Genomic DNA, 14,106 nt, shown 5'->3' on the forward strand with positions numbered 1-14,106 from the left:
CAGGAACAAGAGGCTTTTTGAAACAGGATACATTTGATTCAAAAGAGAGGGATTGCAATGAAAAAGTATTACATTGGCGCAGATATCGGCGGCACAACGGTAAAAATGGGCCTGTATAGTGAAGAAGCCGGATGGGTTGAAAAATGGGAAATCCCAACCCGTACGGAAAAAAGCGGAGCATATATTCTGCCGGATGTTGCGGATACGATTGCGCAGACCTGCGCCGGGCACGGCATTTCCATGGCCGATGTCGCAGGCATCGGCGTGGGCGTGCCGGGACCTGTCCTGCGCAACGGCACGGTCAACGGCTGTGTCAATCTCGGCTGGGGTGTGGTCAATGTCGCCGATGTACTCGGCGGGCTGACGAACTTGCCGGTTTATGTGGCAAACGATGCAAACATTGCAGCACTCGGCGAGCAGTGGAAGGGCGCAGGCAGTGCATACCAGAGCGTTGTCCTGTTGACGCTGGGCACTGGTGTTGGCGGCGGCGTCATTCTGGATGGCAGAATTGTAACCGGCGTTGTCGGTGGTGCAGGCGAGGTCGGACATATGCCGGTATTTGACCACAGCGAGGGCGCATGCAACTGCGGCAAGGACAACTGTCTGGAGCTGGCTGGCTCCGCGACAGGCGTACTGCGCGATGCAAAGCGGCGTCTGGCGGAGAGCGATGCGCCATCTGCCATGCGCGGAATTGAAAATCTGACTGCCAAGGATGTCTGTGACTGCTGCGCAGCGGGCGATACGCTGGCACAGGCGTGCATCCGTCGCACGACGGATGCGCTCGGCACGGCGATTGCAAGCATTGGCTGTGTGCTCAACCCGGAAGCGTTCCTGTTTGGCGGCGGCATGGCGGCAGCGGGGGAACTGCTGCTCGAGCCGATTCGTAAGGTCTACCGCGAAAAGGTATTCCCGCCGCTGCGCGACACACCGGTGCTGCGTGCGACGCTCGGCAATGAGGCCGGTATCACAGGCGGCGTCCGTCTGGTACAGGTTTCGCAGGAAAAGTAAATAACAGGAGATCTGGACCGCGCTGCATCGAAGAACATTCCGGTGCAGGCGGTCTTTTTTTGCGCCGCGCTGCATAGGATAACAGGGAAGGAGGGACGACCGAATGGGGGAGACAATTCGGAGTGCGCTGTGGTGCACCGTGGTCTGTCTGGGAATTCTTCTGACAGCCCGGATGCTGCGTGCGTCCGGCGCGCTGTCCTTCCTGCCGGAGAACGATGCGGGGAAGGCAGCTGCGGTGCTCGGCAGTGCCGTTTCACAGGACGGATGGTCGGAGGAGCTGGTGGCAGTATTCGCGGCGCAGGGAGAGTAACGGCGGCAAAGCTGCGTGCAGAGCCGTCGTTTTATGTATTCTGGGCGGTGTTCTGCCTGCTGGACAGCGAAGGTGTGCTTCCGGTATTCGCAGGTGCGGCGTTGGTGCACGAGCTGGGACATGTGTTCGCCATCTATGCGTGCGGCGGACAGGTGGAATATGTCAGGTTGTCCGCGTGTGGTGCAGTGCTCCGGCAGAGCAGGCCGCTCAGCGATCTGTCCGACTGTGCGATTGCATTGGCAGGACCGGCGGCAGGCATAACGGCGGCTTTGTTGCTCTCAGCCGTGGGTTTCCCCACGGCAGCGGGTGCCAATGTGATTCTGTCAGCGTTCAACTGTCTGCCGCTTCTGCCGCTGGACGGCGGCTGTGCCTTGGCCGCCCTGCTTGCCTTGCTGCCGCCGCGCGCCGCAGAAACAGGACAGCGTGCGCTGGTACAGCTCTCGCTTGCCGGCACATGTATGCTGATTTTGGGCGGTGCGGCGCTGCTGCTGCACACCGGACGCAATGCGACCGTGCTGGCAGCGGGGTTGTTTTTACTCGGCGCGAACCGCTCTTTGTTGCATGAACTGACTAATTATGGTATGATACAATAGAAATCATACTGTACATCCATCGGATGAAAAACGGTGGAAACAGGGGTGATGAATTGACCTTTTCTGTCGGGGATCATGTGCTCCATCCGCTGCATGGCGCGGGCACAATTACATCGATTTCCGTCCGGCAGACCGGCAGCGGCGCGCAAAAATATTATGTGCTGCATCTGGCGCTGGATGGTGCGGTGGTGTATGTCCCGATTTCCTGCTGCAAACAGGTCGGGCTGCGCCCGGTTTGCAGTGCGCAGGAGGCACAGTGTATTCTGTGCGGTGAAATTGGCGTTTTGCCGCCGCAGCCATCGGATTGGGGCGTGCGGTATCGAAACAATATGGAACGCATGCGTTCCGGCGATATCCGAAAGGTTGCACAGGTCGTGTGCTGCCTGCGGCAGAGAAACCGCAGGCGTGCGCTGGCGGGAAGTGAAAAACGCATGCTGGAATGCGCGGAGCGGATCCTGCATTCTGAGCTGATGCTCGCCGCCGGGCTGAGCCGGGACGAGGTAAGACAGAGACTCGAACAACTGTGGAAACGGCTGAGATAACAGAACGGATAGAGGAAAAATATGCTGGATTTATTTAAGAAAAGACCGCAGGACAGGCATGAGCCGGAAACACGCGGCAAGAAGGTATATGCCATTATTCCGGCCGCGGGTTCCTCGCGCAGGATGGGCGGCGGAAATAAGCTGGTAATGGAGCTGGGCGGACAGCCGATTTTGTGCCGGACACTCCGGGTTTTCAATGCGTGCGATGTAATTGACGGCATCATTTTGGTCTGCCGCAGGCAGGATCAGAAGACGTATGCCTCGCTGTGCGCGGACTGGAAGATTGACAAAGTGGCGAAGATTGTCGAGGGTGGCCCGTCGCGTGAGCATTCGGTGCTCAACGGCGTGCTTGCCTGCGGAAAGGAAATCGGCTATGTCGCCATTCATGATGCCGCACGCCCGCTGATTACGGAAGACATCATCCGGGAGACTGTGGAGGCGGCAAAGCGCGATTCGGCGGCGGCTCCGGCGGTCGGCGTCAAGGACAGCATTCAGCGCGTCCAGAAGGGAAAAATGATGGAAAATGTCGACCGCGAGACCATCATGGCGGTGCAGACACCGCAGTGTTTTGACATTGACCTCATCCGTGCGGCGCTGACGAAGGCGATTGACAGCGGCACAAGCCTGACGGATGACTGCGGCGCAGTCACAAAGCTCGGTCAGCCGGTCAGCATGACGCGCGGCAGTTATGACAACATTAAGATCACAACGCCGGAGGATGTCATCCTCGGCGAGGTTATTCTGAAAGGACGGTCGCGCCGATGAGAATTGGACATGGGTATGACGTACATCGCCTTGTGGAAGGGCGTGCCTGTATCATCGGCGGCGTGAATATTCCATATGAAAAGGGGCTTCTCGGGCACAGCGATGCGGATGTGTTGACGCATGCCGTCATGGATGCGCTGCTCGGTGCGGCGGCGCTGGGGGATATCGGACATCTGTTCCCTGACAATGACGATGCATTCCTCGGCGCGGATAGTCTGCTGCTGCTGCGCCGTGTCAACAGCGTGCTGAAGGAGCACGGCTGGAAGCTGGGCAATCTGGACGCGACGGTCGTCGCACAGGCACCGAAGATGGCGCCGCACATCGTACAGATGCGGCAGAACCTCGCGGACTGCCTGGAGGCGGATCTTTCGTGCGTCAGCGTCAAGGCAACGACGGAGGAACACATGGGCTTTACCGGCTCCGGCGAGGGAATTGCGGCACATGCGGTATGCCTGCTCGAAACAATTTGAATGCTCCGATTCCCACAGCCGGTTCAGCCGGTTTGTGGGAATTTTTCATGCGCTTTTATGAAAAAAGCGGAAATAATTTTGGGTATCATCTGCGCCTGACAGGGAAATGCTAACGTCGAGGTGAGAAAAGCAATGGCAGATTATAGGAACCTGACCGAAATGCTCGACCGCGACCGAACCGTGAATGAATATTATCAGGCGCTGCCGGATTTTATCCGCAGCCAGTTGAAGGACGCGGAGATCACATCTTTTGACGAGCTTCAGAAGTATGTGCAGAAAATCGAGATGCAGGAGCGGACAGAATATCCGGAGCTTTAACCGGGATGAAACAGGGCGGCTTCCGTTGTCGGAAGCCGCCCGCAGCCTGTCGAAAAAGTCGCCGAAAGGCGGCTTTTTCTGTTATAATAAAGATAAGAAAGACAGGTGATAAAATGATAGTAAAAGGGAAGGAAAACAGAGAGGCAGTAGAGATTGTAAGTCTGGATATGTTAGTGCCCGAGGATCATCTACTGAGGAAAATAGATGCAGCAGTAGATTTCAAACAAATTTATGAATTTGTAGATGATTTGTACTGCAAGGACAACGGCAGGCCAAGTATCGATCCGGTAGTATTGTTTAAGATTGTAATGATACAGCACATATATGGGATACCATCGCTCCGGCGGACGCTGGAAGAAGTGAATATGAATGTTGCATACAGGTGGTTTATCGGTTATCCATTGAATGAGCAGGTGCCGCATTTTTCAACAGTAAGCTATAATTTTAAGCATCGTTTTACAACAGCAACTGTAGAATATATATTTCGCTGGATATTAAACGCAGCAGCGAGTGAAGGTTTTCTGGATACGAGTGCAATCTTTATAGATGGGACACATATCAAAGCAAGTGCAAACATGAAGAAAAAAGCACGAAAAGCTGTTCCAGTTGAAGCAAAACGATATGCAAAGGAGCTGCGGGAAGAAATTAACAAAGATCGCGAAGAACACGACAAAAAGCCATTCGATGATGATGACGATTCAACACCGCCAAAGGAGAAAGAAATAACAGTTTCGACAACGGATCCGGATGCCGGCGTATTCCATAAAGGTGAACACAAGAAGTGTTTTGCCTACGAAGCGCATACAGCCTGTGACAAGCATAATTTTATTCTCGACGTAGAAGTAACAGCAGGAAATGTACATGACAGTGTAGCGTTTGACCCGTTATATGACCAGCTTTGCGAACATTACCCAGAACATAAAACGATAGTAGCAGACAGCGCCTACAAAACTCCTTCGATTTGCAAACGTATTTTTGAGAGTGGAAGAGTATTATCTACAGCATATAAACGTCCAATGATAAAGAAAGACGGTCATGAATGGTGGAAATATGTTTATGATGAGTATTATGATTGTGTAATCTGTCCGGAGTATAAAACACTTCATTATGCAACAACGAACAAAGATGGATATCGTGAATATAAGAGCAGGTCATACGTCTGCGAACATTGTCCGACCAGAGAGCTGTGTACATCGAGTGCAAAGTTTGAAAAGACTGTCACCAGACACGTATGGGCCGATTATGTAGAGTTGGCAGAAGACGCACGTCATATGACTGAATATCGTGACTTATATAAACTCCGACAACAAAAGATTGAACGTGTATTTGCAGATGCCAAAGAAAAGCATGGCATGCGCTATACACAATATCGAGGCTTGGCTCAAGTTACCAACTGGGTGAAGCTTAAATTTGCTGCCATGAATCTGAAAAAGCTGGCTATGTGGAAGTGGAAGATCCATTTCCCTATTCCAGTTTTCCGGCTTTTTCCCTATATGTGCCAAAATCTGGCTCTCGCTTAATGCGCAGCCGGGTTCTTCGACAGGCTCAGGGCGGCTTCCGTTGTCGGAAGCCGCCCGCTGTGCTAAAATAGGGGAAAAGAAGGTGAAGAGACATGATATTGCAGACAAAACGGTGTGTCCTGCGCCCGTGGCGCGAATCGGACGCGCCGGCACTGTATGAATATGCGCGTGACCCGCGTATCGGGCCGGCCGCGGGCTGGCCAGTACATACGGATGTGCAAAACAGCCGCCGGATTATCCAGGAGGTGCTGTCGGAGGAGGAGACCTATGCGGTTGTGCTGCGCGGAGACAGCGCAGATCGACCGGTTGGAAGCATCGGTCTGATGTTCGGCACGGCGAGCAATCTGCCGCTTGGTGAAGGTGAAGCTGAGCTGGGCTACTGGGTTGGCGTGCCATTCTGGGGACAGGGACTCATTCCTGAGGCGGCACATGAGCTGATGCGGCATGGATTTGAGACGCTTGGTCTGCACACCATCTGGTGCGGCTATTTTGCGGGCAACGAAAAATCACGCCGGGTGCAGGAAAAATGCGGCTTCCGCCCGCACCATGTCAACAAAGATCAGCCGTGGCCGCTGATGGGCGATATCCGCACCGAATATATCACGTGTATCACGCGTGCGCAGTGGGAGGAATTGTGTGAAGCCAAAAATTCTGATTGATGCAGACGGCTGTCCGGTCGTCGATTTGACCGTGCACATGGCGTGTGAAGCGGGACTGGAATGCCTGATCCTGTGTGACACCTCACATGTGTTTGATAAGCCGGGTGCGCAGACCCTGATCGTGTCCAAGGGCGCGGACAGCGTGGATTTTGCGCTGGTCAACCGCGTGCAGCGCGGTGATATCGTGGTTACACAGGACTACGGGCTTGCCGCCATGTGTCTGGCGCGCGGTGCGCGCGTGCTGCGGCAGGACGGACTCGAATACACGGCGGACAACATGGATGCGCTGTTGATGGCGCGGCACACGGCGAAAAAAGTCCGTCGCTCCGGCGGGCGCCTGCACGGGAATGCGCGGCGTACAAAGGAGGAAGACCGGAAGTTTATGCGCGCACTGCGCGCTGTGATTGCGGGATAACGTCAAAATTCGATTTTATTTTACACTTTTGTTTCCGGTCTGAGTTGGTGTCTTGCCGGTCTGCTGTGGAGCATTACGATTGTCGGGATTCCGATTGGCAGACAGTGCTTTAAGTTTGCACAAGTGAGTTTTTTCCCGTTCGGCAAGCAAATCGAATACGGCGGCGGTACGGTGTCAATGCTGGTCAATATCATCTGGCTGATTGTGTCCGGCTTCCCGCTTGCACTGGAGCATCTGGCATCCGGCGCTGTGCTGTGTGTGACCATTATCGGCATTCCGTTCGGCTTGCAGCAGTTCAAGCTGGCAAAGCTGGCGCTGATGCCGTTCGGTGCGCGCATTGTTTGAAATTGACAGAAAAAACTGGAGTGAGAGAAGTATGGTAAAACCAATTATGAAGGATATCTTTTTCCTTCAGCAGAAATCAGAGCCCGCAGCAGCGGCGGACGCGCAGGTCATGCGCGACCTGCTGGACACATTACAGGCGCACAGAGAAGAGTGCGTCGGCATGGCGGCGAATATGATCGGCGTGAAGAAGCGCATCATTGCGGTCTGCATCGGGCCGATCCAGCTGCTGATGGTCAACCCTGAAATCGTCAAAAAATCCGAGTCGTATGAGGCAGAGGAGGGCTGTCTGTCGCTGCCCGGCGTGCGCCGCACGACGCGCTATCAGAGCATTGAAGTGGAATATCAGGATCAGCAGTTGAAGCCGCACCGGCAGGCGTTCAGCGGCTGGACGGCACAGATCATCCAGCACGAGGTCGACCACTGCAACGGCATTCTGATCTGATAGAAGGTTTGGGTAAGCAGATGATGTATGAGAAAGACCGGTTCGGAGATCTGTTTTACCGGCTGTCGCGGTCAAAATTCCGCAGCCGGTTTTATCTGAACGAAAAGGAAAAACAGTATGTGCATGACAAGGGCATGGATACCATCCGCCGCCATGCGGAAGATTTTGTCCGCCAGCGCCTTGCGCCTGCTGTCATCCCGAACGACGGGAAGCAGACGCCAATGCGCGGCCATCCGGCTTTTGTTGCACAGCATGCAACGGCGACCTGCTGCCGTGGATGCCTGTCTAAATGGCATCATATTCCGGCAGGCGTGCCGCTGACACAGGCACAGCAGGACTATGTTGTGGATGTTATGATGGCATGGATTGCGCGGCAGATGCGCATGCAGTGAATACAAAGGTACACAGAGGGCCGGAACGGGCAAAATAATCCGTTCCGGCTCATTTTGCAGGTCTGCGGCGGAGTTGGTCTGGTGTTTCTGGCGGCGATATGGTATGATAGAATCAACAAATATACGGCAACATGCATGGAAGGGAGCGGCAGATTTCGGTGAAAGACGGTTACGGAAGAACCATTGATTATCTGCGGATTTCGATTACCGACCGCTGTAATCTCCGCTGTACCTATTGCATGCCGGAGGAGGGCATTCCGTGCCTGGCGCACGGTGATATCCTGACCTATGAGGAAATTGAGACTATTTGCCGCGCGATGGCACAAATCGGGCTGAAGCATGTGCGCATCACGGGCGGCGAGCCGCTGGTGCGGCGGCAGTGCTGGCGGCTGGTGAAAAAGCTCCGGCGTGTTCCGGGGCTTCAGACCGTTACGCTGACCACCAACGGGATTTTGCTGGAGGAGCAGGCACAGCAGCTGGTTGCGGCAGGATTGGATGGCGTGAACATCAGTCTGGACACACTGGATGCCGCCGTTTACCGGAGTATTACGCGTTGTGGCGATGTCAGCCGCGTGCTCGCCGGGCTGGAGCAGATGCAGAAATATCCGCAGGTCACGGTAAAGCTGAATTGTGTGCTGGGCGGCGTACAGTGGGAACAAACCGCTGTAGCCGTTGCGGGTCTGGCCAAGCGCTGTCCGGTGCATGTGCGCTTCATTGAGCGCATGCCGCTGGCAGAGGAGGATACACAGAGCTGTGCGCAGGACGATGTGCTCGCCGCACTCGAGGCTGTTTACGGCGCGGCGCAGCCGTGCGAAAAGCCGATGGGGTTCGGCCCGAGCACCTATGTACAGTTTGCAGGCTTTTTGGGCAAAGTCGGGTTTATCAGCGCAGTGAGTCACAAATTCTGCGCGGACTGCAACCGCATCCGCCTGACGGCGGACGGGAAGCTCCGGCTGTGCCTGCAATCCGACCGAATGGTCGACCTGCGGGCGCTGGTGCGCGGCGGGCGCACAGCAGAATTGATTTCCACTGTGCAGGAAGCATTGAAGGAAAAGCCGCAGGCGCATTGCTTTGAGCAGCGCGGGATTGAAACTGCGTGTATGTCGTGCATCGGCGGATAGACAATCCGCATGGCAGGACAGTCGGCGGAATACAATAACAGAACAGGGAGGGGAACGTATGCATGTCGTAGGAAAAGCGCTGCCGCGCGTGGATATCCGCGGCAAAGTGACGGGCGAGGCGAAATATACCGCCGATCTGGAACCCGCCGGTATTCTGCACGGGAAGGTGGTGCACTCCACCATTGCAAATGGTGTAGTTACGGGTTTTGATCTGGAGAAAGCGTTGGCTGTACCCGGTGTCGTCAAAATTGTGACCTGCTTTGATGTGCCGGATCATCCGTTCCCGACCGCCGGACATCCGTGGAGCGTGGAAACACGCCATCAGGATATCCGTGACCGAAAACTGCTCAATCAGCGCGTGCGCTATTACGGCGATGATATTGCGGCGGTTGTGGCGGAGACTGAGCTGGCTGCGGAAAAAGCGGCGCGGCTGGTAAAAGTACAATACGAGGAATACCAGCCGATTGTCACGACGGAGGCGGCGATGCGCGAGGGCGCAACCCCACTGCACCCTGAGCTGAGAAAGGACAACGTCATCGTACATTCCCATATGACAATGGGACCGTCGGATTTTACTTTTGAAGAAGGCAGAAAACAGGCGGAGGAACAGTACGGGGCGGACAACATCGCAGTTGTCGACCGGGTTTATCATACCCCGCGTGTTTCACATTGTCACCTTGAACTTCCGACTTCATGGGCATATGTGGAAACCAACGGCAAAATTACCGTTGTGACTTCCACACAAATTCCGCATATTGTGCGCCGGTGTACGGCGCAGGCGCTCGGCGTCCCGGTGGGACAGGTGCGCATCATTAAACCGTATATCGGCGGCGGCTTCGGCAATAAGCAGGATACCCTGTATGAGCCACTCAATGCCTATCTGTCGCTTTCAGTCGGCGGCAGGGCAGTCAGGCTGGAAATCAGCCGTGAGGAGACCATTGTCAGCACGCGCACCCGCCATGCCATTGACGGGCATTGCCGCGGCATCGTCACCAGGGACGGGCGCATTTTGGCGCGCCAGTTGGAGGCGTATGCCAACAACGGTGCGTATGCGTCGCACGGGCATGCCATCTGTGCCAACTGCGGCAATGTCTTTAAGGATTTGTACCGTGACGAGATGGGCGCGGAAATCGACTGCTGGACGGTGTATACCTCGTCCCCGACGGCGGGCGCCATGCGTGGCTATGGCATTCCGCAGTCCATCTGGATGGCGGAATGTCTGACGGATGATCTGGCATATGCCATCGGCGCAGACCCCTGCCAGTTTCGACTGGACAACTGCATGCAGGCTGGCTTTGTCGATCCCGCGAACGGCATCACATTCCATTCCTATGGTCTGAAGAAATGCATCGAAGCGGGACGAAAACACATTGGCTGGGATGAAAAGTGGGAAAATTACCGTCATCAGACCGGCTCTGTGCGCCGCGGCGTGGGCATGGCGATTTTTTGCTATAAGACAGGCGTGCATCCGATTTCACTCGAGACCGCATCCGTCCGCATGGTGCTCAACCAGGACGGTTCGATACAGTTGTGCATGGGAGCGACGGAAATCGGGCAGGGTGCGGATACCGTGTTCACCCAGATGGCGGCAGAAACAACCGGCATCACACCCGACCGTATCTATGCCGTTTCAACACAGGATACGGATATCACGCCGTTTGATACCGGTGCATATGCCTCTCGACAGACCTATGTCTCCGGCATGGCGTGTAAAAAGTGCGCCGAAGAGCTGCGCGCCAAAATTCTGGCGTATGCGGTGCGCATGCTCAATCAGGACGGAATCCAGATGGAGCAGACCATTTATGCCGGTCAGGTGAAACAGGCTGTCCAAAAATTACAGCAGTCGATTGGCCTGCGTGACGGCGAGCCGGTCTCTGCGGATATGCTGGACATCGTGGACAACAAAATTGTCGTTTCCGGCGGCGAACCGGTGCTGTTCGACGTCGCTGAGGTCGCTACGACGGCGTTTTATTCGCTCGATGATTCGCGGCACCTGACTGCGGAGGTCACCAACCAGTGCAAGGACAATTCGTTTGCGTCCGGCTGCTGCTTCGTGGAAATTGAGATTGACCTCCCGCTCGGACTTGTCACCGTGAAGGATATCATCAATGTGCATGATTCGGGTACGATCATCAATCCGCAGACCGCGCGCGGGCAGGTACAGGGCGGCATGAGCATGGGTCTTGGCTACGGTCTTTCTGAAGAGTTGCTGATAGATGAAAAGACCGGTCGCGTACGGAATGACAACCTGCTGGATTATAAAATTCCGACTGCGATGGATACACCTGATCTGCATGTGGAATTTATTGAACTGGATGACCCCACCGGGCCGTATGGAAACAAATCACTCGGCGAGCCGCCTGCCATCCCGGTGGCACCCGCCATCCGCAACGCGATTCTGAACGCGACCGGTGTGGCAATGGACACGGCGCCCATGACTGCACAGCGGCTGATTGCGGCGTTCCGGCAGCATGGGTTGATTTAAGTCTCTGAGATCGGAGGGAGCATACCATGTATGACATCAAATCGTTTTACGAGGCTTCGAGTGTTTCGGATGCGGTCGATGCGCTGGTGCGCGAGCCGGATGCGGAGATTATCAGCGGCGGCACAGATGTGCTCATCCGCGTGCGAAATGGACGCGACACCGGGAAAGCACTCGTTTCCATCCACAATCTGAACGAATGGAAGGGCGTGCGCCTGACGGAAGACGGCGACCTTTGGATTGGTGCGGGCACTGCATTTTCTCACATCACCGCAGATCCGTTGATTCAACGATATGTGCCGATGCTGGGCGAAGCAGTCGATCAGGTCGGCGGCCCACAGATTCGCAATGTCGCCACCATCGGCGGCAACATCTGCAACGGTGCGACATCGGCGGATTCTGCGTCTACCATGTGCACACTGGAAGCAGAGGTCGTACTGAGCGGCCCGAACGGGCAGCGTGTTGTCCCGGTGTGCGAGTTTTACACTGGACCGGGCAAGACCGTGCGCGAGCGGACGGAGGTTTGCACGCATTTTCTCATCCGGCGGGAAAATTTTGAGGGATGGTCGGGCGAGTATATCAAGTACGGCAAGCGCCGGGCGATGGAAATTGCGACGCTCGGCTGTGCCGTGCGCGTCAAGCTGTCACAGGATAAAACGCGCTTTGAAGATGTGCGGCTGGCTTATGGCGTGGCCGCACCGACGCCGGTGCGCTGCCGGGCTGCGGAGGATGTGCTGCGCGGCTGTGCGGTTGCGGACAGCCAAGCAGCCGCAGCATTTGCCAAAACCGCGCTGACTGAGGTCAATCCGCGCTCGTCGTGGCGCGCATCGAAGGAATTTCGTTTGCAGCTGGTAGAGGAACTCGCCAAACGCGCGCTGCACGCAGCAGTACAGAAGGCAGGAGGGATCCCATATGCTTAACATTGTACATATGACGGTCAACGGGAAGGAACAGGAGCTTGCTGTTGATGTGCGTGAGTCTCTGCTGGATACATTGCGGAATCGCTTGCATCTGACCTCGGTCAAAAAAGGCTGTGAGGTCGGCGAATGTGGGGCATGTACGGTGCTGGTCGACGGCGAGGCAGTAGACAGCTGCCTGTATCTGACCATGTGGGCAGATGGCAAACATGTGCTGACTGTAGAGGGGCTGAAGGGGCCGAACGGTGAGCTGTCGCCCATCCAGCAGGCCTTCATTGATGAAGCTGCCGTGCAGTGCGGCTTCTGTACGCCCGGACTGATCCTGACCGCAGTAGAAATCGTCGGAACCGGTAAGACATACAGCAGGGAGCAACTGAAAAAGCTGATTTCCGGCCATTTGTGCCGCTGCACCGGCTATGAGAGCATTTTAAACGCCATGGAACGCATTGCCGGAGAAAAACGGGAGCAGACAGCATCGGACGACAGATAACAACACATAAAAATGCACACCCTCGTTCGGGGGTGTGCATTGCTGCATAACAGGGAATTTATTCTCCTGCTTGCGCCGTGGCAAGCTCCGGCTCAAACTGGATGGTTACGCCGCTGACTTCCACATTGTCCTCGGCGCGGATCAGGATGTACTTGATGCCGTCGATGGTTTTTGTCTGAATCAGGTCGCGCGCTTCCGGCTTGACCTGAATGGTCACACCGGTTGTTTTGATATCGAAGCGCCGGTTGTCGATGATGTTTTTCGGGCTGACTGTCTGTCCTGCGCCAAAAGCGGCATCGAACTGCTCTTGAAAGGCATCGAGATGTTGTTCGGAAACGCCGCAGTCCTCCAATACCTCTTCGACTGTTTCGCGGTTAATCATCAGCGGTTCGGGCACTTTGCTTTCCTTGTGCATCTGGATCAGATCACTGAGCTGCTCGTGCACCGCCTGCACGACCTCCATGCTGCACTCTTCTTCCAGAGAAGCGGACAGCACTGTCTCAAAGCTGCGCCGCTGCTCCATGGCGGGTTTGGGCGCTTCTGCCTGGAAAATTGTGCTGATAAATTCCTCATGCGCATCGTCATCGCTGCGGGTATAGCACAGTGAATTATACAGGTTGGTCGTGCGGTCGTCGAAGGCGGGGAACAGGAAGCCGAGCTGCGGCGGGGAAACCAGCCAGTTTCCGGCAATGGTGCAGAACGACTGCTGCTGATAATCATAGCCCAGCCCCGGTTTGGATTTTTTCACCGGGCAAATGCTGCAAATAATATGGGAGAATACATCCTCGGAACCGTCGGACAGCTCGAGGTCATCCTTTCCACGATATGGCACATCATAGGCGTTGTGCGCCATCAGGATGAGGTAATTTTCCCCAAGCGATACGCAGGAGATGACCTTCTGATAGAAGGTATTGCGCGCATCGGCGTCCTCCAGACGGCTGTCGCGCAGCTTCATCAGCAGCGCGTGCGCTTCGCCATGCATCACCTGTTCGTTGCTGAACGGGATATCGAGCAGATTTTTGCCGAGCGTGCCCGAAAGACTTTTTTTCAGCAGCCCGAGATATGCCTCGGATTCCTCTTGTGTCGTCAGCCCGAGAGACTGCTCAAAGGTGGAGACAATCGTGCGGTTTTCATTGACATAGCAGCCATATACCTTTGAAATTCCACTGCGATCCGGGCGAAGCTGACGGCGCAGTTCGGAAACTTCTTTTTCAATCATAGCATAACTCCTGTTCTGGGTAATCGAAAATGTATTGCCATTTTACCGCGCAACCGGAGGAATTGTCAACATGGGTGTGCCGCAGAAAAAAGCCCGGC

Annotated in this window: 18 protein-coding genes; 17 read left to right on the forward strand and 1 reads right to left on the reverse strand. The window is 55.4% G+C overall.

All coding sequences use genetic code 11. The features are described 5' to 3' along the window. The first annotated feature begins 57 nt into the window (after nt 1-57). From CBW42_RS08785 to xdhC, 17 genes are all read left to right on the forward strand, one after another. On the forward strand, nt 58-1,008 hold the full coding sequence (locus tag CBW42_RS08785; RefSeq protein ID WP_087020142.1) for an ROK family glucokinase: 951 nt from the start codon (nt 58-60) through the stop codon (nt 1,006-1,008). A gap of 103 nt (nt 1,009-1,111) precedes the next feature. After that, the gene (locus tag CBW42_RS08790) at nt 1,112-1,318 is read left to right on the forward strand and encodes a hypothetical protein (protein ID WP_087020145.1); all 207 of its coding nucleotides are present in this window, start codon (nt 1,112-1,114) and stop codon (nt 1,316-1,318) included. Continuing rightward, a complete protein-coding gene (locus CBW42_RS08795; protein WP_087020148.1) occupies nt 1,273-1,911 on the forward strand; it encodes a zinc metalloprotease in 639 nt (212 codons plus the stop codon). Before CBW42_RS08790 ends, CBW42_RS08795 begins: the two co-directional genes overlap by 46 nt. 53 nt (nt 1,912-1,964) lie before the next feature. Beyond that, entirely contained in the window at nt 1,965-2,453 is a 489-nt protein-coding gene (locus CBW42_RS08800) for a CarD family transcriptional regulator (RefSeq protein WP_165761114.1), read from the forward strand. A gap of 21 nt (nt 2,454-2,474) precedes the next feature. Then, nucleotides 2,475-3,218 carry a 2-C-methyl-D-erythritol 4-phosphate cytidylyltransferase gene (gene ispD, locus CBW42_RS08805; protein ID WP_087020155.1) on the forward strand — a complete coding sequence of 248 codons (744 nt, stop codon included), beginning with the start codon at nt 2,475-2,477 and terminating at the stop codon, nt 3,216-3,218. Next, nucleotides 3,215-3,688, forward strand: a complete 474-nt coding sequence (gene ispF / locus CBW42_RS08810; RefSeq protein ID WP_087020158.1) for a 2-C-methyl-D-erythritol 2,4-cyclodiphosphate synthase — start codon at nt 3,215-3,217, stop codon at nt 3,686-3,688. The genes ispD and ispF overlap by 4 nt, the downstream gene beginning before the upstream one ends. Nucleotides 3,689-3,820: 132 nt before the next feature. Next, a complete protein-coding gene (locus CBW42_RS08815) occupies nt 3,821-4,006 on the forward strand; it encodes a hypothetical protein (RefSeq protein ID WP_087020161.1) in 186 nt (61 codons plus the stop codon). Between the two features lie 5 nt (nt 4,007-4,011). Further along, nucleotides 4,012-5,526, forward strand: coding sequence for an IS1182 family transposase (locus CBW42_RS08820; protein WP_087020163.1), 1,515 nt, complete (start codon nt 4,012-4,014; stop codon nt 5,524-5,526). 92 nt (nt 5,527-5,618) lie between these two features. Then, on the forward strand, nt 5,619-6,185 hold the full coding sequence (locus CBW42_RS08825; RefSeq protein ID WP_087020166.1) for a GNAT family N-acetyltransferase: 567 nt from the start codon (nt 5,619-5,621) through the stop codon (nt 6,183-6,185). 37 nt (nt 6,186-6,222) lie between these two features. Then, a complete protein-coding gene (locus tag CBW42_RS08830) occupies nt 6,223-6,600 on the forward strand; it encodes a YaiI/YqxD family protein (protein ID WP_087020541.1) in 378 nt (125 codons plus the stop codon). A gap of 12 nt (nt 6,601-6,612) precedes the next feature. Further along, entirely contained in the window at nt 6,613-6,945 is a 333-nt protein-coding gene (locus CBW42_RS08835; protein ID WP_087020169.1) for a YccF domain-containing protein, read from the forward strand. A 31-nt stretch (nt 6,946-6,976) separates the two neighbouring features. Further along, on the forward strand, nt 6,977-7,387 hold the full coding sequence (locus CBW42_RS08840; RefSeq protein ID WP_087020172.1) for a peptide deformylase: 411 nt from the start codon (nt 6,977-6,979) through the stop codon (nt 7,385-7,387). 20 nt (nt 7,388-7,407) lie between these two features. Beyond that, on the forward strand, nt 7,408-7,779 hold the full coding sequence (locus CBW42_RS08845; protein ID WP_330395847.1) for a DUF4186 domain-containing protein: 372 nt from the start codon (nt 7,408-7,410) through the stop codon (nt 7,777-7,779). Between the two features lie 158 nt (nt 7,780-7,937). Further along, nucleotides 7,938-8,900 (forward strand): GTP 3',8-cyclase MoaA, encoded by a 963-nt coding sequence (gene moaA, locus CBW42_RS08850; RefSeq protein WP_087020176.1) that lies wholly within the window; start codon nt 7,938-7,940, stop codon nt 8,898-8,900. A 58-nt stretch (nt 8,901-8,958) separates the two neighbouring features. Next, complete coding sequence (gene xdhA, locus CBW42_RS08855) at nt 8,959-11,385, forward strand: xanthine dehydrogenase subunit XdhA (protein ID WP_087020179.1); 2,427 nt, start codon at nt 8,959-8,961, stop codon at nt 11,383-11,385. A gap of 26 nt (nt 11,386-11,411) precedes the next feature. Continuing rightward, entirely contained in the window at nt 11,412-12,302 is an 891-nt protein-coding gene (gene xdhB / locus CBW42_RS08860) for a xanthine dehydrogenase subunit XdhB (RefSeq protein WP_087020181.1), read from the forward strand. After that, nucleotides 12,295-12,789, forward strand: a complete 495-nt coding sequence (gene xdhC / locus CBW42_RS08865) for a xanthine dehydrogenase subunit XdhC (protein WP_087020184.1) — start codon at nt 12,295-12,297, stop codon at nt 12,787-12,789. The genes xdhB and xdhC overlap by 8 nt, the downstream gene beginning before the upstream one ends. Nucleotides 12,790-12,847: 58 nt before the next feature. On the opposite strand, the gene CBW42_RS08870 is transcribed toward xdhC, so the two are convergent. After that, nucleotides 12,848-14,008, reverse strand: coding sequence for a DUF4317 domain-containing protein (locus CBW42_RS08870; protein WP_087020187.1), 1,161 nt, complete (start codon nt 14,006-14,008; stop codon nt 12,848-12,850). Between the last annotated feature and the right edge of the window lie 98 nt (nt 14,009-14,106).

This window comes from Butyricicoccus porcorum, from assembly GCF_002157465.1.
Taxonomy (GTDB): Bacteria; Bacillota; Clostridia; order Oscillospirales; family Butyricicoccaceae; genus Butyricicoccus_A; species Butyricicoccus_A porcorum.

What these genes read in the sequence shown, in the direction of transcription:
- CBW42_RS08785 (WP_087020142.1), top strand. Translation starts at nt 58, where the DNA reads ATGAAAAAGTATTACATTGGCGCAGATATCGGCGGCACAACGGTAAAA.
- CBW42_RS08790 (WP_087020145.1), top strand. Translation starts at nt 1,112, where the DNA reads ATGGGGGAGACAATTCGGAGTGCGCTGTGGTGCACCGTGGTCTGTCTG.
- CBW42_RS08795 (WP_087020148.1), top strand. Translation starts at nt 1,273, where the DNA reads ATGGTCGGAGGAGCTGGTGGCAGTATTCGCGGCGCAGGGAGAGTAACG.
- ispD (WP_087020155.1), top strand. Translation starts at nt 2,475, where the DNA reads ATGCTGGATTTATTTAAGAAAAGACCGCAGGACAGGCATGAGCCGGAA.
- ispF (WP_087020158.1), top strand. Translation starts at nt 3,215, where the DNA reads ATGAGAATTGGACATGGGTATGACGTACATCGCCTTGTGGAAGGGCGT.
- CBW42_RS08815 (WP_087020161.1), top strand. Translation starts at nt 3,821, where the DNA reads ATGGCAGATTATAGGAACCTGACCGAAATGCTCGACCGCGACCGAACC.
- CBW42_RS08820 (WP_087020163.1), top strand. Translation starts at nt 4,012, where the DNA reads ATGAAACAGGGCGGCTTCCGTTGTCGGAAGCCGCCCGCAGCCTGTCGA.
- CBW42_RS08825 (WP_087020166.1), top strand. Translation starts at nt 5,619, where the DNA reads ATGATATTGCAGACAAAACGGTGTGTCCTGCGCCCGTGGCGCGAATCG.
- CBW42_RS08830 (WP_087020541.1), top strand. Translation starts at nt 6,223, where the DNA reads ATGGCGTGTGAAGCGGGACTGGAATGCCTGATCCTGTGTGACACCTCA.
- CBW42_RS08840 (WP_087020172.1), top strand. Translation starts at nt 6,977, where the DNA reads ATGGTAAAACCAATTATGAAGGATATCTTTTTCCTTCAGCAGAAATCA.
- CBW42_RS08845 (WP_330395847.1), top strand. Translation starts at nt 7,408, where the DNA reads ATGATGTATGAGAAAGACCGGTTCGGAGATCTGTTTTACCGGCTGTCG.
- xdhA (WP_087020179.1), top strand. Translation starts at nt 8,959, where the DNA reads ATGCATGTCGTAGGAAAAGCGCTGCCGCGCGTGGATATCCGCGGCAAA.
- xdhB (WP_087020181.1), top strand. Translation starts at nt 11,412, where the DNA reads ATGTATGACATCAAATCGTTTTACGAGGCTTCGAGTGTTTCGGATGCG.
- xdhC (WP_087020184.1), top strand. Translation starts at nt 12,295, where the DNA reads ATGCTTAACATTGTACATATGACGGTCAACGGGAAGGAACAGGAGCTT.
- CBW42_RS08870 (WP_087020187.1), bottom strand. Translation starts at nt 14,008, where the DNA reads ATGATTGAAAAAGAAGTTTCCGAACTGCGCCGTCAGCTTCGCCCGGAT.